15 protein-coding genes and 1 pseudogene are annotated in these 18,450 nt (G+C 38.7%); 4 read left to right on the top strand and 12 right to left on the bottom strand.

Translation table 11 applies throughout. From position 1 onward, the window contains the following. The first annotated feature begins 170 nt into the window (after positions 1–170). Positions 171–1,562: a polysaccharide deacetylase family protein gene (locus NSU19_RS07080; protein ID WP_339199505.1), complete on the top strand. Its 1,392-nt coding sequence runs from the start codon at positions 171–173 to the stop codon at positions 1,560–1,562. Between the two features lie 704 nt (positions 1,563–2,266). On the opposite strand, the gene NSU19_RS07075 is transcribed toward NSU19_RS07080, so the two are convergent. Further along, entirely contained in the window at positions 2,267–2,683 is a 417-nt protein-coding gene (locus NSU19_RS07075; RefSeq protein WP_339199501.1) for a universal stress protein, read from the bottom strand. Positions 2,684–2,854: 171 nt separating this feature from the next. Between NSU19_RS07075 and NSU19_RS07070 the strand changes: the two genes are divergently transcribed. Next, positions 2,855–3,412 (top strand): DUF420 domain-containing protein, encoded by a 558-nt coding sequence (locus NSU19_RS07070; RefSeq protein WP_339199498.1) that lies wholly within the window; start codon positions 2,855–2,857, stop codon positions 3,410–3,412. A 572-nt stretch (positions 3,413–3,984) separates the two neighbouring features. On the opposite strand, the gene NSU19_RS07065 is transcribed toward NSU19_RS07070, so the two are convergent. The 3 genes from NSU19_RS07065 to dat all read right to left on the bottom strand — a co-directional run bounded on the left by NSU19_RS07065 (position 3,985) and on the right by dat (position 6,890). Then, the gene (locus NSU19_RS07065) at positions 3,985–4,923 is read right to left on the bottom strand and encodes an alpha/beta fold hydrolase (RefSeq protein WP_339199495.1); all 939 of its coding nucleotides are present in this window, start codon (positions 4,921–4,923) and stop codon (positions 3,985–3,987) included. A 122-nt stretch (positions 4,924–5,045) separates the two neighbouring features. Further along, positions 5,046–5,972 (bottom strand): dipeptidase, encoded by a 927-nt coding sequence (locus NSU19_RS07060; RefSeq protein ID WP_066251054.1) that lies wholly within the window; start codon positions 5,970–5,972, stop codon positions 5,046–5,048. A 78-nt stretch (positions 5,973–6,050) separates the two neighbouring features. Further along, positions 6,051–6,890: a D-amino-acid transaminase gene (dat, locus tag NSU19_RS07055; protein WP_339199491.1), complete on the bottom strand. Its 840-nt coding sequence runs from the start codon at positions 6,888–6,890 to the stop codon at positions 6,051–6,053. A 198-nt stretch (positions 6,891–7,088) separates the two neighbouring features. Here dat and NSU19_RS07050 point away from each other — a divergent pair, with 198 nt between their 5' ends. Further along, positions 7,089–7,454, top strand: coding sequence for a DUF4395 domain-containing protein (locus NSU19_RS07050; protein WP_339199488.1), 366 nt, complete (start codon positions 7,089–7,091; stop codon positions 7,452–7,454). A 63-nt stretch (positions 7,455–7,517) separates the two neighbouring features. Here NSU19_RS07050 and NSU19_RS07045 read toward each other — a convergent pair whose 3' ends face one another. From NSU19_RS07045 to NSU19_RS07030, 4 genes are read right to left on the bottom strand one after another with little or no spacing between them, the layout of a single operon-like run. After that, positions 7,518–8,024 (bottom strand): sigma-70 family RNA polymerase sigma factor, encoded by a 507-nt coding sequence (locus NSU19_RS07045; protein WP_339199485.1) that lies wholly within the window; start codon positions 8,022–8,024, stop codon positions 7,518–7,520. 17 nt (positions 8,025–8,041) lie between these two features. Beyond that, on the bottom strand, positions 8,042–10,000 hold the full coding sequence (locus tag NSU19_RS07040) for a DUF6449 domain-containing protein (RefSeq protein ID WP_339199482.1): 1,959 nt from the start codon (positions 9,998–10,000) through the stop codon (positions 8,042–8,044). After that, positions 9,975–10,874 (bottom strand): ATP-binding cassette domain-containing protein, encoded by a 900-nt coding sequence (locus NSU19_RS07035; RefSeq protein ID WP_063389421.1) that lies wholly within the window; start codon positions 10,872–10,874, stop codon positions 9,975–9,977. Before NSU19_RS07035 ends, NSU19_RS07040 begins: the two co-directional genes overlap by 26 nt. Then, complete coding sequence (locus NSU19_RS07030) at positions 10,867–11,256, bottom strand: GntR family transcriptional regulator (protein ID WP_063389422.1); 390 nt, start codon at positions 11,254–11,256, stop codon at positions 10,867–10,869. The genes NSU19_RS07035 and NSU19_RS07030 overlap by 8 nt, the downstream gene beginning before the upstream one ends. A gap of 832 nt (positions 11,257–12,088) precedes the next feature. Here NSU19_RS07030 and NSU19_RS07025 point away from each other — a divergent pair. Next, positions 12,089–12,316: pseudogene (locus NSU19_RS07025) on the top strand (hypothetical protein); the annotation flags it as partial. Positions 12,317–12,776: 460 nt separating this feature from the next. On the opposite strand, the gene NSU19_RS07020 reads toward NSU19_RS07025, so the two are convergent. From NSU19_RS07020 to NSU19_RS07005, 4 genes are all read right to left on the bottom strand, one after another. Continuing rightward, positions 12,777–14,555, bottom strand: a complete 1,779-nt coding sequence (locus tag NSU19_RS07020; RefSeq protein WP_066251041.1) for an adenine deaminase C-terminal domain-containing protein — start codon at positions 14,553–14,555, stop codon at positions 12,777–12,779. 143 nt (positions 14,556–14,698) lie between these two features. Beyond that, the gene (locus NSU19_RS07015; protein WP_339199479.1) at positions 14,699–16,267 is read right to left on the bottom strand and encodes a long-chain-fatty-acid--CoA ligase; all 1,569 of its coding nucleotides are present in this window, start codon (positions 16,265–16,267) and stop codon (positions 14,699–14,701) included. Positions 16,268–16,302: 35 nt separating this feature from the next. Continuing rightward, complete coding sequence (locus tag NSU19_RS07010) at positions 16,303–16,752, bottom strand: thioesterase family protein (RefSeq protein ID WP_063389426.1); 450 nt, start codon at positions 16,750–16,752, stop codon at positions 16,303–16,305. A 33-nt stretch (positions 16,753–16,785) separates the two neighbouring features. Beyond that, positions 16,786–18,369 carry a benzoate-CoA ligase family protein gene (locus tag NSU19_RS07005; RefSeq protein WP_339199476.1) on the bottom strand — a complete coding sequence of 528 codons (1,584 nt, stop codon included), beginning with the start codon at positions 18,367–18,369 and terminating at the stop codon, positions 16,786–16,788. Positions 18,370–18,450 lie beyond the last annotated feature (81 nt).

Here is an 18,450-nt window from a genome sequence, read left to right as displayed (position 1 = left end):
ATGATATTTCGAATTTCATAAGGATCGCAGAAATGTATGGATATAAAAGCCAATTTTAAAAAAATTTATTAAAAATGGAAAACGGCTTTGACATCTTTTCATCCTGATAGTACTCTATATTCGTTGACATTTTACATACGGCATTTATTTAAAGAAGGCAGTGAACATTAGTGAAATCGTTTGTATGGAAAATAAGCGGCATCGTTTTCATTTCGATCATTTTCATTTTTTTAATGTCTTTTTATTACAAAACATTAAGGGTACAGTCTGTCCCAGCAAATGGAAGCAAACAAATAGAAAAATCGCAATATGATGGAGTTGACTTAATTTCAGATATTGAGGATAAAAAAGAATTCCATTCCGCCATACACTATCCGAGATTTCAAAGCAGCAAACTGAATGCATCCATCCAGTCTTACGTCAAAGAAGAGAAAAGACGGTTTCACGAACAAATTCAATCCCAAAAATGGCGCTTGTTTAAAGATTCGTCGAATTTTTCTCTGACTTTTCGCCTCTATCCGGTCACAGACAGCGTCTATTCTTTTGTTTTTACTTCGGAAAGCCATTCAGATGGGGAAAAAGAAAGTAAAGACTTTAAAATCTTCATAGTCGATTTGGCAGCAGAACGTTTTATAAACAGCCAAGACATTCTTGAAATCGATGAAAAAACAAAAGAAAAGCTGCATGTTCAATTGACGGACCAGTTTCTTCAATCAAAAAAATATAAAAAAAGCTTTAGCAAAAAGAAGCTTAACAAGTGGCTCAATCACCCATATAACGATTTTTCCAATATTTATTTGACAAACAAATTCATTGTTTTCAAGTTTCATAGCAATGAAGTAACAGAAGGTGCTGAAAGTCCTGAAATTTCCATTCCTTTAACGAAAGGAAAAGAGTTATTGACAGAGGAGTGGCGAAAGCGATTATGGATGGAAGAAAACAAACCAAAAAAAGCAGAACCATTGCCGAAAAAACCTCCCATCCAAAAAGACGAGCCGATCAAAAGCAAAAAAATAGTTGCTCTAACATTTGATGACGGCCCTCACCCAAAATATACAACAGAAATTTTGGATTTATTAAAATCGTATCATGCAAAAGCCACTTTTTTTGTGATTGGTCAAAGAGTTAATTTTTATCCTAATATTGTAAAAAGAATAGGTTCGGAAGGACATGAAATTTGCAACCACAGCTTTAGCCATAAAGATTTTACAACTATAAAAAAAGAGAAAATACTTGAAGAAATAAATATGACCGATCAAGAAATTTTCAAGGCATCGGGCTTAAAAGCGAATTGCGTCCGCCCTCCATATGGGGCTGTTAATCAAAAGGTCAGATCAGCTATTGAAAAGCCTATCATTCTATGGACTGTAGATACATTAGATTGGAAAACGGATGACCCAAAAAAAGTACTTAAAATCGTTCAAGCCAAGACAAAAAACGGTTCCATCATTTTAATGCACGATATTCATTCATCCACAGTAGAGGCATTGAAGCTAATCTTGCCATATTTAAAACAACAAGGTTATGAGTTTGTAACTGTATCAGAGATATCAAAAAAATGAAATCCTCGTCACATGCAGTTGGCGACCGAAATATGAAATGCATACAATGGCTATTCTTATAGTGTTGAATGCGATCCTCTTCCCAAATCTATGGAAACGTTCAACAGAAATTTTGAAAGCTGAAACGTTTGATGCCTATTTTAATGAAAAAAATGGTCTGTCCTGCTAAAGAAGCTTTGCAGTGGAAATGTGTGAAAAGGAAAAGGGATTTTAAAGCGATTCCCATAAAAAGATGTTCCAGTATTTTAACGTTTGCACTCATTTTTGGCCATAAAAGCAGGGATCCAAAAAGGTCAGCATTTTGGGTCCCTTTCTTTTATCAAGCCGTAACAGCTGGTGCCGATTGATGTACACAATAGAGCAATTGATTTGCTTTTCCTTGCAGAAAGTTGATTGCTTATAAACCAGACGTCGCTGCTCTACGTTTTTCATTTAATGCACAAATACGTTTATATTGCTGTTATTCATGGGCAGTGCATGCCGCAAACCGCCTTTCTTGCTGCAGCAATTGTAAAGTATTCCCCAAACAGCTTCTGCTGTAATGCAAGGCATATTGTTATTCTCTTTAGAGCCCATCCCCTCTTCATTTCATCCTATCCAGTAATGATCAAAAGCTTTGAACAATTTTTCCCTTTCACTTTATAGCAAACAAAAAAAGCCCATTTTAGCTCGTATGTAAACTAAAATGGACAAATTTCTTATTTTTATTTAATGATTAAGACTGGACATTGAGCCTCTTGGGCTACTTTTCGGCTGACGCTTCCCAACAACGTTGCTTTCAGTGCGCCTTTTCCGGCACTTCCCATTACAATGATGGAATAGTCATGTTCTTTTGCATAATCCGTAATAATTGTTGCTGGTTCCCCTTGGAAAATATGTGTTTCATGCGGTACGTTGCTTTCAGTAAGGAAATCAATCGCTGGTTTTAAAATCGCTTCGTTTTCTTCATCAATTAATTTGGAAATATCAACAAAATAATACTGTTCTGTAAATCTTAAATTATTGACATGCAAAATCGTGATTTTTTCAGACCCAACTGTTTTGGCAAGTTTTACAGCATGCTCAAGCGCGCGTGTAGAATGGGCAGACCCATCCATTGGAACTAATATTTTTTTGTACATCCTCATCCCCTCCAAAAGAACTATTTTTTTCTTTATTTCCATTTTATCAAAATTTTTCTATAATTTAAGTAGAGATTTGTCAAAATTTCGATTTTCACCACTTTGTCACTTTTAAATCCATTTTAAAATGATAAAATATACAATGAGAAAATTTATGTTAGGAGGAAAAAAATGGACTCCATCCAAAACTATGAACAGCCTCACAACAAAAAAAATTACACCGGCATTGTTGTGACACTGTCAGTTATTATAAATGCCATTATTTTACTGTTATTTTTCTCTCCAATCGGATATCGAGGCGAAGTCCATTTTGATTTGACGATTTTCCCAAGACTTAATGCGATTTTTAACAGCTTTACGTTCGTCTTTCTGCTCGCTGCTCTTTATGCAATTAAAAAGAAAAATATTAAAGTACACCGGAACTTTATCATCGCAGCGTTTACAACGACCACCTTATTTTGTATTTCTTATTTAACCTATCATTTTTTGCAATCTGAACCGACCCGTTATGGCGGTGAAGGATTTATGAAAACATTTTATTTATTTATTCTAACTTCCCATAGCATATTAGCAGCCGTCATTGTTCCGCTTGCATTGTTTGCCTTTTTCTGGGGAATGTCAAGACAGGTAGAAAAACACCGGAAAATTGTTCGCTGGGCGATGCCGATTTGGCTATACGTCTCATTTACTGGTGTTCTTGTATACATCTTGATTTCTCCTTATTATTAAATCGAGTAGGAGGGAGCGATTAACTCCCGTCCTCTCACACCACCGTACGTACGGTTCCGTATACGGCGGTTCAATTAAGATAATTGACGCAAGTCTTTATAACTTCCGTGAATAGCTGTTCTCTTTATGCCAGTGGTCACTCCACCCTCCAAGAGATCTCCCACGGGATTCACCGCTTCCTCCCTCAAGTGAGGTACTACGTTTTCTGTGTTCATCATGACTCACTGAATGCCAAGGGCTATTCTCTCTTAATTGTTCGGTCCTTCTTAGTTGTTCTAGACCAACTAATACTATGACCTCTGCTGACTTCTGACGGTTCAGCTACTTATCACTAAGTAGGTTATGAAGCGTACTTCACATATCCGCCAGACCTCCCCGGGTAAGAGTGTAATCTTTCCTTCCATCCATCTGCTTCATTTACTCTGTATCACCTTCGGCAGAAAGGGCTTTGTTTTGTCTTGCAAACTCACCCAGTGATACCTAGCCTCATATGAAGTTCGTGTTCCTCAGACCGGAAGTTTGCCGCTCGCTTCCTTCAGATTCCGCGTCGCCACGGACACCCTTGCGTTAAGCTAACTGCTACTTCTGCCTTCGCAGCTCGGGACTTTCACCCTATAGATTACACCCATGCCGGGCGCACAAAAAGAAGGTTGACCGAGCTGTCCGGTCAACCTTCTTTTTCGTTTAGAAACTCTTTCATTAAATAATCTTTTTTTTCGATCATCGTTTAACTTTCTTTGCCGTTCAAGCCATTCTCCTGTTTGTTGAAACAATTCGGTTGAATGACAAATAGACGAAAATGTATGGTTTCCGCCGATAATGAGTGATTTTTCAACGCTGTTAGCCCTTTTTTTGAAGCTTTTTTCATACAGGCAAGCATAAGAAGGAGAAATGACTTCATCTTCTGTTCCGTGGGCAACGAATACGTCACCTGTAAACGATTTTGCCTCTTGTAAAGGTGTGTACTGTTCAAGCGAGCGGAAAAATGTTTTCGTTAAGGAATAGCCTTCATAATCAACATATTGGCTTGATTCTGCTTCTTCTAAACCTTCCTTTCCAACTATGGCCGCTATATCTTCAAATGGCCGACCGACCGCTCCCCAAATCGCCAAATTTTTCACGCGGTCATCCCGTACAGCTGTGAGTGTCGCCACTGCTCCTCCTAAACTATGGCCAAGCAAATATAATTCATGTTTGTCAATGAAAGGAAGCTTTTCAACAAAATCGATAACATGAATCGTTTGTTCAATAAAGCGGTCGAGGCCATAAGTTCCGTAAATACCGCTGCTTTCGCCGCAGCCTTCGTAATCAAACCGCAAAACGGCAAAGCCGAGCGAAGCAAAATGGTTGGCTGCTTTGACGAACAATCGGTTGACACCTATTCGGCTTCCTACAAAACCGTGACAAATAACAACAACCGGAAATTTTTCGTTTTTAGATGGAGCGTTCGGTATATGCAATGTGGCAGCTAACGATGCCTGTTGGCTCGGAATATAGTACATTTTTTCCATAAAATTAACCACCTTTAATCGTTCGTTTTTTTTATTATAATGTTTATAATTCCGATAAGTCAAGTATGTTTTTGGGGATTTAAACTCAAAAAAAAAGCAATCTTAACAGTTTGCTTTTGCACCTATTTCGGTAAATGATTGAGAAAATTTTGATACGCAAATCCTTTCACTTCGTCCTCATTATAATATTTCAGCAGTTCATTGATCAAGTTTTGTGTTTTTGCCGCATCTTCCAATCCTATTACTTTTTGCTCAATTCCGTCAAAATCAGAGCCAAGTCCGATTTGTTTCACTCCACCTAGCATGCAAAAATGGTCGATATGTTTGATTACATCTTTGATTGCTGCCTGATCATTAGTTGTTAAAAATTGGGGGGCGTACACGATGTGAATGGTACCGCCTTTTTGAAACATTGCCCTTGCCTGTTCATCGGTTAAATTGCGCTGATGATCACATAAGGCGCGGGCGTTTGAATGGGTCGCAATCGGATAATCCGCAAGCTCGATTACATCCCAAAACGCACGCTCGCATAAATGGGAGACATCAGTGAAAACTCGATGCTCATTGTTTGCTTTTATGATTTCCTTGCCAAATGCTGTTACACCAGCGCCTCGTTCTTCAAGTGCTCCATCAGCTGCCAGATTGGCATAATTCCATGTCAATCCAACCGATCGAACTCCCAGCTGATAAAGAAGTCGAAGTTTGTAGAGATCTCCTCCAATCGCATCAACACCTTCGAGAGTCAGCATCGCCCCAATTTCATGTTCCTCAAGCTTATAAAAATCAGACCAATCCTTTATTTGCTTCATTTCCGGATTGTTTCCAAGCACTTCTGTAAAAAACAGATCGATTTGTTCAAGCGCCGCTTGGAATTTGTATTCAGTTTTTATTTTTTGATCGATAAAGACGGCAAAGCATTGAACCTTAATTTTACCTTTGATCAATCTTTGTTTATTCGTATCCAAATACGAGGCGTTAGCAAACTTCAGCTTTCCTTTAGCATTCGCCAGCTTCATCAGCGCATCACAATGAAGATCAATAATATTCATGTTTTCCCCCTGTTTTTTATGATAAAAAAAAGCCTGGCAGGAAAGATTTCTTGCAGGCTTATACGATCAATAGGCTCGTTATTCGTTTGCGATGTTTTCTTGGAATTTTTGATAAAGTGTTGTCGCGATCTCACCCGGTTTTCCCGTGCCAATTTTTTGCCCGTCTACGGTCACGATTGGTAAAATTTCAGAAGTTGTGCTCGTAATGAAGACTTCATCGCTTTCAAGTACATCCTCTTTCGTAAACTTTTCTTCTACTAATGTTAAACCTTCTGTTTCAATGATCGATTTTACCGCCATTCTTGTAATTCCTGACAATATATGCTTTGATAGCGGCGTCGTATAAATTGTTCCGTTTTTGACGATGAATACGTTGGAGCTCGATCCTTCCGTCACATATTCATCACGGACTAAAATCGCTTCATAGCTTCCTTTTTCATGGGCGGTTTGTTTAGCTAAAATATTCGGCAATAAGTTAAGCGATTTAATATAGCAATTGGCCCACCGCTCATCGTCATGGAATATAGCAGAAACGCCGTTCTCCCGCAAATGACGGGGCAATTGCTTTGCAGGTCTTACGGTCATCGTTGTTGAAACAGAAACATCTGGAAACAAATGATTTCGAACGGCCACTCCGCGCGTAATTTGCAAATAGACGTCGCAATCTGTTAATGCTGATTTTTCAATTGCTTCTTTTATCAGCTGTTCATATTGCTCCAATGTTTGATCGAGTTTTAATTTAATCGCTTCAGCACTTGTCTGTAACCGCTCTAAATGCTCGCGCAGCATAAACGGCTTTTTGTTATAAACGCGGATCACCTCATACACTCCGTCTCCAAACTGGTGTCCTCTTTCATCAATCGGGATCACCGGTTCATTGAGGTCAACAAAGCGACCATTTACATAACCGATTGACATTTTCATATCCCCCTAATTTCCATAATATCTACCAACCATTGTAACATAATTATATGAATGGAGGCTTGATCAAAATCAAAAAAGATGCAATGCCTGCACATTTATGATATAAATATCATAAAACATATATGGAAAGGTGGGATTTCCATGGACGGCATCCCTCGTCCTCTAGTTTGAACGAATCAATGGACAATTGTTTTGTCTGTTTTGATCACTTGGATCACAAACGAGCCGCTTTTTCTTCTTATTCCGCTTATTGCTGGTTTGATTGGACTTATTTTTGGCGTCAATCCGATTATGGCGGCCGCTAAAACGTTTTTGCGAAAACCGCATTCGTCCTATCATTTAGAAGATAGATCTGATCAGCAATTCAATCAAATCATTGCCTGCACTTGCTTGCTGCTAGCATTTATCGGATTTTCTTTTCATATTGATGTTTTAGGATATATTTTTTCGATTTTAGTTTTTTCAGCGGCTTTCATTGCGATTTTAGGATTTTGCATCGGCTGCTTTATCCGGTTCCAATGGAAACAGTATCAATATCGAAAAGCGAAAAATTCATAAGCTTCTCCCCTGATTTTAAAAATCTGGGAAAAGACGTAAAAAAGGGGCAAGAGCACCCGAACTTTACATCGCATCTTTCAGCGACACTTTCAGCGTGCGTCTTGCCCTGTGAAGCCTAGTTTTAACTGTTCCTTTCGAAAGCTTTAGCTGTTGAGCTAGTTCCTGTTCTTTTAAATCATAATACAATTTCAATTCTAAAATTTCACGGTATTTCGGTTTTAGTTTCCGAATTTCTTGAGAAATGGTCTCTTTCAGCCATTCATATTCTGCTGTTTGTTCCACATTGCCCCCTTGACTGATCAATAATTCGTCTAGGGGGCACGGCGTTTTCTGTTCCTTCCGAAGAAAATCAATCGCAGTTCTCGCTGCTACTGTACTGAGCCAACCAGAGATTTTTTCCATATCCTCAATTTGTTCAGCCTTTTGATAAAATTTCAAAAATGTTTCCTGCAATACGTCTTCTGCCAAATGTACATCTTTCGTTATGGAAAAAGCAATCCGGTACACTTTTTTATAAAACATACAATAGATGTCTTGAAAGCTCTCTTGAGCGGATATTATATCATTCATAATTCTCCAATCCTTTTTTATTTTTTTGCCTGTTTCTTGATCGATTCAGCTATTTCTGGATGAACAAAGCTGCCAACCTCATAATTTCCATTTTTATAAACAATGAACATAATATTTTTTCCTGAAGTCGATTCTGTTTCATCTTGCAAGCATTGTTCAATCAACTGTTTATCTACAATTTTGACCGTTTGCGGATCTTGTTCAATTTCTTTCAGCATATTTTTATAATCCAAATCGTGATTGATGTTATTCTCCGTTATGAGTACATATTGGACATCATCAGCTGTCACTCTTGCGTTTTTAACCGTTCCGTTATTCTTCATCCACTCATCGAACTCTTTAAAGCTTTTTTTCCATGGAATGAATAATTGCTTATTATTTTTTAAAGTGATTTCAATTTCTCCCCAGTCTTTTCTTTCATCGATCATATCTTCATATGTAAGATTCGCGATGTCATTTTTTAATGCTTTTAATGCTTTTGCGAGTTGATCAGAATTATTGGCAATATCCACTTTTTCAACATAGTAGTTTGAATAGTTAGAATGAAATACTATTTGTTCAACATCTTGATCGTTTACGTCTAGAACTTCATAGTTTGCTTTTTTATATTCCTTCGATTCATAAATCTCCTTCAAATATCGTTCGAACGATTTCCGATCAACTTCATATTGGCGGATCGATTTGCTTCCATTTTTTAAATAATAGACGATAAACAACGATTCAGGTTCGGAAACATCTTTGGATCTATTTTCGGCAACGATTTCTGTATGCAGCTTTTGAATTGCTTCGATTATTTCCGGTTCCTGGTAGATAAACTTTTTAATCATCTCGTCCTCGTAATACCAATAATTGCTGAAAAATACCGATTGTATTTCTGCAACTCTCGGAACCTTTTTCTCATATCCTCCCGCACCAGAACCGGTCAAAATGAATACAAGTATCACTGTAATAGAATAAATAAACAATCCTTTGAAATTAGGCTTGATTCGCCACGTCTGCTGCAAGATCATTTCAGCTATAAAATAACCGATGAGTGTACCAACTACATATCCGGTACAAATCCATAATAAGCTTCCGCTATAGTCAATAATGCCAAAATACATCCCACCGAGCAGCATCGTACAAAAAGTGGCGCCATATTTAAAAACTGGTTTAAGCTTCCAGTAAATAACGGCTTGTGACACATATTCGACTGGCCGCCGTGTGTACAGAAGCAAGGAAATACAGCAAAACAAGGCTGCTAGCAATAAATAAACGGCGATTTCCCACCAAGAGAAAGGCTGGAATTCGAGAGAAATCAGCCTCGTAAGCGGTGAAAAAAATTCGATCCAAAGATTATTATTCAAATAATAGCCGCTCGGAAATCCAAACAAAATGTATTGCAAATTGTACACTATAAGTTGATAAACCCCGAAAGGAAACAATAAAATAATCAATGTCAATACAGCTTGAATCGTGCTAATTCCTGTCAGCATGGCAGAGAAGGTGCCGATAGAAAACAATAATAACGTATATGCTAAATAAGTACAAAACCATCTAACAAGGTTCAAATCACGAAAATAACTCGACAAATCAAACACCTGTATTAAAACGGCCAATATTAGAGAAGTAATCATGACAGGTACGATTAAAAACACAACACCCGTCAGCCAATGATGCCAAAAAAGCATTTTCCGATTTATCGGAAGACTATGAAGAAAATCGCTGGATTGCTTTACATGCAGGAACCGAAACAAAAAAATGGACATAAGCACAGGTATCACGATTAACATGAGTAATTGAAGTTCTTGTGCAATGGAAAACAAACTTTCATATATGTTCTCTTCATTATAATTCTCTCTCCCGGAAAACAACACCGCAATTTCCATCGGTACTGATAGAATTAGACCGATCAAAAACGTAAGTCCTACCCAACCGACAGAACGGAAATTTTGAATTAACAGCTCTTTTTTAAATAAGGATGTTTTCGATTGCATATCCTTTTTCCCCCATTTCATAAATAAAAATTTCCTCCAATGTAAGCGGGAGCAAATCGAATAAAAGAGGCTTAAAGCTTTTTATATAGCTGGAAAATTCATCAGCATTTCCTTTTACAATGAATAAATGCACGCTGCCTCTTTGTTCCTGATAGACAATTTGAAGCTGCTGCAGCATTTCCGAAGGAACGCTTCCTTGAAAGGCAATTTGCACTTTGTGTATATTCGACTTTAGGTCATCCAAATTCCGTTTTATTAGCAGTTCACCTTTATGCAAAATGCCGATATGGTCGCTTATATCCTCTACTTCCTGCAAGTTGTGGGAAGAGACGATCACAGTCATTTCTCTCGCTGCCACATCTTGGATGATTATATTTTTCATTTTTTTCCTCATGACCGGATCTAAACCGTCAAACGGCTCGTCTAAAATGAGCAGTTCAGGCATTGCGGAAAAAGCGAGCCAAAATGCCACTTGACGCTGAACTCCTTTTGACAGGCGATAAATTTTTTGCTTAAGATCTAGATCAAATACATCCTGCAATGTTTGAAATCGTTCTCTGCTGAAGGATGGATATATGTTTTCATAAAAATTCGCCATCTGTTTGATCGTATAATGAGGGAAAAAATAAGGAATATCTGTAAGGAATATGAATCTTTGCTTAATGTCTTCATTTTCAAATACAGGTTTTTTATCAATTAAAATGTCTCCCCTATCTTGTTTATACAAACCTGCGATCAGCTTCAACAGCGTCGTTTTTCCAGCGCCGTTTGAACCTAGAAGCCCGAAGATGGATCCTTTTTCAATTTGTAAATCGATGTTAGATAACACAGTCGCATTTTGAAATGTTTTATATACCTTTTTGACTTCAATCATCTCTTTTTCCCCCTTGATGATCTTTGATAATTTCCTCCATGATCTGCAGGAGCTCATCAGATTGCATCCCTAAAAATAATGCTTGTTGTGCTAATTTTTGCAAATTTTCTTTAACCATTTTCAGCTCTTCCTGATTAGATGCCTCAATCTTCTCCGAAACAAAATTTCCTTTTCCCTGAATCGAGTAAATATATCCGATCCTCTCCAGCTCACGGTAAGCTTTTTGAATTGTATTTGGATTCACCGTCAATTGCTGTGCAAGCACTCTGACGGAGGGAAGTTGTTCTCCCCCTTTCAGCACTCCGCTTACAATCATCTCTTTTATTTGATCGACAAGCTGTTCATAGATCGGTTTTCGGCTTCGAAAATCTATATCAAGCATTTTCCCGCAGCCCCCACATCTGTATTAACTGTATTATAATTCTTAATACAGATAAATCATACTTTATTATGAAAAAAATGACAATACTTTCTGGAAAAATTTTTTTGCGTCAAAAAAGCACAGCTTTTTACGCTGTGAAAGACTGTTGTCCTTTTTCAAAGTTTGATTTATATGATTGTGCTATTTAAAACAGTGAGTACATCTCTTCTAAACTATTTTCTGTCTGTTTGTAACTGGCAGATGTTCAAAACTTTTATTTGTTCGCCAACCAATGGACAGACGATGAGAAGCACCGCCTTCAACCGAAAAATTGGATTATAGTTTTCAAGCTTTTCCCAGGAAATTTTTTCTTTTGAAACGAACCGTAAGATAATGATGAACTGAGTTTTCCGCATCTGCTATTTTTTAAACGATTCTTCCTGCCGATTTTCAAATGTTGGAACAAACGATAAGTACATCTTTTCCAAACTGTACCGACATTCCCAGAATGTTTCTTGTCCATTTTCGTCCATCCAGCCTGCTTCCCGATTGATTAAAGTGCACCAGAAAAGGAGTTTACTATATAAAAAAACAAATAGTAGGAGATTCAGCATGTATTTATCCTTGTTGCTCTCAAATGAGGCTTCAACAATGTGAAACCCGAAAAAAACATATTAAGATTAGTAGCACAGACCACGACCAATGTCTGTGCTGCTATTTTTTTAGTAGAAGTGGAGAAAAGGTCGTGACAGCCTAAAGAACGATAGGTTCGCATTGAAATAACTGGCCTACTTCACGGACCTTATAAGATCAGGTTTAATATGTTGAATCCATGAGATCGTGGATAAGAAAAAGGAATCGTTAACGCCAACGACGCATTGGAAACAATCATTTTGTAGAATATTACGACAAATTAAAAACGCAACCTTATAACAAATGTCATAAAGTTGCGTCCATCGCTTGTGTGAATAAGTTATTGAAGTGTCTCTTCCATCTTAATACACACATTTTAACGTACAATTACGAAATCGCATCAGCAACTTCGCAATTGTTCAGGAAAAATATAACATATTTGATCTAGTGAAAAAAACAAAAATCGTTAGATCTATTAGGCATGCGTAAATTTATTTAGGAGGAAGGGGTACCACTGCCTCCTAAATAAATCCACTGAAACAAATAGTTACGAAAAACTCTTGACTAATTGTAAGAAGGGGCTCTCCGTTGAGTTCCTAAAATGAAGGATTTTGGAGAAATACTGCTGTGAAGGACAAAAATAATCGAATAAAATTTGTAAATGGCCTTCATAGAGGCAATGAGGTCCAACAAGAAGCAATTGTATATGCTGAAAAACTTTTGAAGAACCGAATTCAGAAAGAGAGCATAAGAAAAGTCCTTCATAAGACTTCTGAAGGATATAAACAAGATTGGAAAAATGGCCTGTCCGATAAGTTCCTAAAATGAAGGGGCTTCAAAAAGTCAGTTAACTCTGACTTTTTGGGCTGCCCCCCTGGAGGAAACGGCTCAGCTCTCTTTTTCTAGTTTTACTTCGCGATTTGATCTTTTATTGGTTCCGCTTTAAGCAGCATTTCATTTTTCTTAACATCATACAAACCAAATGGAATAAGACGAAGACCGGGCAAGAAATCACAAGTTAAAAACAATAGCGTATATAAAATGTCATGGAATGGGAATCCTCTTTGCTGCACGGCTGCTAACAGCTCATCATGATATCGAACAGCTTGATCAAATGATGAATCGTCCGTCATCATGCCGGTAAATGGAAGAGGTATTTCAACCACAATGTCCTCGCCATCAACAATGACGATTCCTCCTCCTAGTTCATGCACTCTTTTAGCCGCCTGGGCCATCGCTTTTGGATTTCTTCCGATCACAAGCAATTCTGTTGTAGTATTGTAAGTTGACGCCATCCCATCTAGATGAACGGCAAATCGTTCTAATATCGCTTTCGACACCCACTTTCCGTTCCGGTCAATTAACGATGCATACAATAAGCCTTCTTCACCGGAAATATCTGCGAATCCCTCTGCTTCTGGAAGCTTAACATCTTTTCGCTGCGTAATGACATTGCTTTTAAAATAAGCGACCGGAACAGTTTGTTCAGTACTTGAATATGGGTAACGGTACAAGTTTAAATCGTCCAAAAGTTGCTTCGAAAACGCAAATGGCTCCCGGACAACATATTGATTCCAATTTAGTTTTGGTGTCGACACAAGCAAATTTCCTTGCTCGGCTACGACTTCACCTCTTGAAATGACGATATCCGGCCGAAAATATTTCAAATCTGGAAGAAGTAAAATGTCTGCCAATTTTCCTGGAGCAATCCCGCCGATATAATCATCTAATCGCAAATAAACGGCTGCATTGATCGTAGCCATTTGCAACGCGTTTATGACCGGCACTCCTAATTCTACAGCTCTTCTGATCAATCCATCGACAAAGCCTTCTTTTTCGATAAACCCAGGGTGTGGACCGTCGGTTGTCATCGTAATTCGATGTGTACTGACTTTCCCTTCTGTAATCATTTTTATAACTTCAGGGAAATCAGGGCGAAGCGAGCTGTTGCGTAAAGTCGTCCACATTCCCAACCGCAGCCTGTCCAGCGCCTCTTTTGCCGTTATTGCTTCATGACAAGCGCTGACTCCGCTCGCAGCAATGGAAATCAATTTTTCATATGAACAGCCCGCTGTATGACCGTCCACGACTTTCCCTTTCTGTTTTGCCACTTCAATTGTATCAAGCAAAAAGGAATCAGCCTGATACAAAAGCGGCCATCTTGTGACCTCCGCTGTTCCGACAACTTCTTCTAATTCTAAAAGCTCTTGGACATCCTTTTGATTAAACCATTCCCTTTCTCCTTTGAAATTCGCTTGCGAGACAAGCCGGACAAGCCAAAGAAAATTGCCCGGAAGGTCTTTCAAGTCTTTGACCATTTTTTTAAATCCAGCAGCTCCCATATGCAAATAAAAAAACAAATTGTCATTTACCGTTGTCGTTGTTCCAAGGGGAAGAACTTTCCTAGTCATACTAACAGGATTGTAGATGACCCACGGATGTGCATGCGGTTCAATAAAACCTGGTGAAACATACATCCCTTCTGCATCAATAATTTTTGTATGTTCATCGGAAAGGACATCCCGTTCGCCGACATATGCAATGGAGTCTTGATAAACAGCGACATTTTGCTTCAACAATTCTCCTGAATAGACGTTGATCACCGTACCATTTTTGATAATTAAATCTGCGGGCCTCCGTCCTTGAGCCACTTCAATTAATTCCGATCTTGACGCTTTTTGTCTCAACAGTTTCACTCCTACTCTTTTAAAAAATGTTATGAAGAAGCCGTAGGTCATCAATCGGATGTCAAATTTTCCAGAAGGTTGATTAACTTTATGATGAAGGAAGATCAAACATATGTCTACCGTTTGATCTTCCTTGCATGAAATTATCGCAATTCTGTTTGCAAATCTTCTTTTAATTTTTGCTGAAGTTCTACTTTTTTAATTTTTCCGCTCGGCGTCATCGGCAGCTCATCGACAAAAACAACTTTATCCGGTATTTTGTAGTCAGCAATTTTTCCTTTTAAATAATTTTTCATCGATTCTTCCGTTTCCAAAGCTCCGTCTTTTAATTTTACCGCCGCACATGAAATCTCTCCTAAAACAGTGTCAGGCAGCCCGATAATGGCTACTTCTACTACATTCGGATGCTTATAAAGAATTTCTTCAATTTCTCGAGGATAAATGTTGTAGCCGCCGCGGATGATCATTTCCTTCTTCCGTCCAACGATGCGGACATAACCTTGTTCATCAAGCGTCACTAAGTCACCTGTATAAAGCCAGCCATCTTGATCAATGGCTTCTTTCGTTTTTTCAGGCATGTTAAAGTAGCCTTTCATGACATTTAACCCGCGCACAGCAAGTTCGCCAATTTCTCCAGTCGGTAAAGTTTGGCGATTCACATCAACAACTTTAATTTCAACTCCTGGAATCGTTCTGCCGACCGTTTCTGAACGAATGATGTCACTGTCTGTAAAGCTTGTAATTGTCACAACTGGAGATGTTTCCGTTTGACCATAGGAAATAGTTATATTGCATCCCATCTCATTTCTAATTTTTTTCACGACTTCGACAGGGCATGGTGCTGCCGCAATAATACCTGTTCTTAACGAAGATAAGTCATAGGATTTGAATTGAGGGTGATTTAATTCCAATATAAACATTGTCGGAACTCCATGGTGTATCGTAATCTTTTCTTGTTCAATCATTTTTAATACAGCTTCCGCTTTAAATTGCTCCATAAACACCATTTTGGCACAGGCAGTCACAGCTGCCAGTATGCTTGGAACCATGCCAAACACGTGAAAGACAGGAACGACCACTAAAAATACGTCATTTTCGTCGCATTGAAGCGCCTCCACTGTACATGCGGCATTATGGACAAAATTTAAATGCGTGAGCATGGCACCTTTCGGAAGTCCTGTTGTTCCTGAAGTATATAAAATGGAAAACACATCTTCTTTCGGATCGATGGACACTTCCGGCGGCAGCTTCGACTGTCCTATTTTCAGCAAATCTTCAAAGGAATGGCGACCATCTTCTTGAAACCGCACCGTAAACACCATTTCCAAAGCGCTTTCATTACTTTCCATTAAAGATTTTACCGTATGGAAATGGCCATGCTCTTCTACCACAAAAATTGCTTTTGCACCAGAATTGGCCACTATATAAGACAATTCTTCAACACGATATCGCGTATTGCATGGAACTAATATGGCGCCTATTTTTGCAATTGCAAAATATATGGCAAGAAACTCATGCCAGTTCGGCAGGCATGCAATGATGCGGTCTCCTTTCCCTATACCGAGCTGGTGGAAAGCGGAGGCGATGGAATCGGACATTTGTTTGATATCTTTGTAAGTTAAACGTTTATAGCCATCGTAAATGAATTCTTTATCAGGATAGCGCTTATATGCTTTTTCAAACACATCATGAATGGATACGTTAAGATCCACGCTACTCTCCTCCATTACATTTTTTCAATGTTCATTTATGCGCTGAGCCATGGATTGATCTGAGCCTGTTCACCAAACCCGTCTTCTTGAAGCAATTTTTTCACCTCTTCAGGTATGGGCACTGCAAATTTTTTTCCGTTTTCTTCTTTCACCCACCCCCTGAGCTCATATCCGTGCCCGGTTCTTGTATCTTCACGATATACTTCATGCTTCAGTTTTATTGTTTTCCGGTTCACTTCCATTACTTCTGTTTTAATAGTGATAATGTCGTCATAATATAACGGCTGCTCAAACGTACAGCGGACATCAAGCAGCGGAAGAATGATGCTGTATTCTTTGATGAGTTTAGCCGGAGCAAGGCCGATACTTCTAAAAAATTGATGCCCTGCAATATCAAACCATTTAAAATAATTCGGATAGTATACAATGCCGGCTGCATCCGTATCTCCAAAGTTCACCCTGAGCTGAAATTCGTTTCTTTTCAAATGTACGTACTCCTTTCAATGCTATGTCTTAAACTATTGAGCTGAATTCGATTTTAATAATTCCCGAAGTTTAAAACGCTGAATTTTTCCTGTTGCTGTTTTCGGAAGTTCGTCAATAAATTCTATAATTCGCGGGTATTTGTAGTGGGCCAGCTGCTGCTTCACGAAGTTTTTTAATTCATCTTCCATTTCTTTGGAGGGCGTTCTATCTTTCAAAACAACATATGCTTTTGGAATGACAAGATTATTTTCATTTTGCACGCTGACAACTGCAGCTTCCAGTACATTTTCATGTTGAAGAAGGCAATTTTCGACTTCTACAGGCGATACCCAAATCCCGCCAACCTTCAGCATATCGTCGGAGCGCCCGCAATACCAAAAATATCCTTCTTCGTCTTTATAATATTTGTCACCTGTATGAAGCCAATCTCCGACGAATTTTTTCTTGTTTTGCTCATGAAGGTTCCAATATCCATGTGCGATGCTGTCTCCGCGAATCAACAAATCTCCCATTTCATTTGGAGGCAATTCCCTGCCCATTTCGTCGACAATTTTTGCTTCATAACCAGGAACGACTTTTCCGGAGCTTCCTTCCTTTACATCTCCAATCCGATTGGATAAAAATATGTGGAGAGCCTCTGTTGAACCAATTCCGTCTAAAATATCGACATTGTACATTTCTTTCCATTTGCGGTAAAATGCTTTCGGAAGCGCTTCTCCAGCCGATACACAAACTCTGAGCGAGCTCAAATCGAATTGTTTTCCCGTTCGCGACACATAATCAATCATCGCTCCATATAAAGTCGGAACCCCAAAGAAAATGGTCGGTTTGTACGTTTCAATCGCCTGAAACATTGCTTCCGGAGTTGCGCGTTCTTTCACTAATACAGTTGAAGCTCCTGCTCCTAAAGGAAAGTACATTCCTCCGCCAAGGCCATAGGCGAAAAACAGTTTAGATGCGGACAAGCATCGGTCTTCTTCACTTATATGCAATATTTTTTTCGCATATGTGCTGAAAGCATATTCCATATCATGCTGCAAATGGATGACGCCCTTTGGATTACCGGTGCTTCCGGAGCTGAACAGCCAAAAGGCTTGATCATCCTTGTTCGTCATGGCTGCATCAAGCTTTTTGCTTGCCCTATTCATCAGTTGGAGGAAATTTAAATGTGTGCCTGATTGTTCGCTTTCACTGTCCGGAATGATAATGATATCCTTCAAAAAGCAAAACCGTTCTTTGTAAACTTCAATCTTTTCCCAAATATCTTCATGGATGATTAAGCCCTTTGCCCGGCTGTTGTTTAAAAAATATTCATAATCGGATGGCTTCATCATGGTGTTGACCGGAATGGGGACAGCACCAATTTTTATGGCGCCAAAAAATGAATAAATAAATTCGGGTGTATCGTGGCAAACCATTAAAAGGCGGTCTTCCAATTTATAACCGAGCTCACGGAGCATGTTGCCTGTCTGATTGACTTTCTCCTGCAATTCATTATAGTGTATGCGCTCATCGCGATAACAAATGGCTATTTTATCGCCCAAACCTTTCTCTACACTTTCATCAATGAACCGCACTGCCGCATTGTAAAGCAAACCTAATCCGCGGAGATCCATTTTTTCACCATCCTATATATCAATTTTTTGAATAGATGAAGCGGCATTGAAGCCGCCTGAAGAAGATATATATTCAGGAGG

This window comes from Aeribacillus sp. FSL k6-2211, from assembly GCF_037966125.1.
GTDB lineage: Bacteria > Bacillota > Bacilli > Bacillales > Aeribacillaceae > Aeribacillus > Aeribacillus composti.
This window is presented reverse-complemented; position numbering and strand designations above follow the sequence as displayed.

What these genes read in the sequence shown, in the direction of transcription:
- NSU19_RS07075 (WP_339199501.1), bottom strand. Translation starts at nt 2,683, where the DNA reads ATGTACAAAAAAATATTAGTTCCAATGGATGGGTCTGCCCATTCTACA.
- NSU19_RS07070 (WP_339199498.1), top strand. Translation starts at nt 2,855, where the DNA reads ATGGACTCCATCCAAAACTATGAACAGCCTCACAACAAAAAAAATTAC.
- NSU19_RS07065 (WP_339199495.1), bottom strand. Translation starts at nt 4,923, where the DNA reads ATGGAAAAAATGTACTATATTCCGAGCCAACAGGCATCGTTAGCTGCC.
- NSU19_RS07060 (WP_066251054.1), bottom strand. Translation starts at nt 5,972, where the DNA reads ATGAATATTATTGATCTTCATTGTGATGCGCTGATGAAGCTGGCGAAT.
- dat (WP_339199491.1), bottom strand. Translation starts at nt 6,890, where the DNA reads ATGTCAATCGGTTATGTAAATGGTCGCTTTGTTGACCTCAATGAACCG.
- NSU19_RS07045 (WP_339199485.1), bottom strand. Translation starts at nt 8,024, where the DNA reads ATGAATGATATAATATCCGCTCAAGAGAGCTTTCAAGACATCTATTGT.
- NSU19_RS07040 (WP_339199482.1), bottom strand. Translation starts at nt 10,000, where the DNA reads ATGCAATCGAAAACATCCTTATTTAAAAAAGAGCTGTTAATTCAAAAT.
- NSU19_RS07035 (WP_063389421.1), bottom strand. Translation starts at nt 10,874, where the DNA reads ATGATTGAAGTCAAAAAGGTATATAAAACATTTCAAAATGCGACTGTG.
- NSU19_RS07030 (WP_063389422.1), bottom strand. Translation starts at nt 11,256, where the DNA reads ATGCTTGATATAGATTTTCGAAGCCGAAAACCGATCTATGAACAGCTT.
- NSU19_RS07005 (WP_339199476.1), bottom strand. Translation starts at nt 18,369, where the DNA reads ATGGATCTCCGCGGATTAGGTTTGCTTTACAATGCGGCAGTGCGGTTC.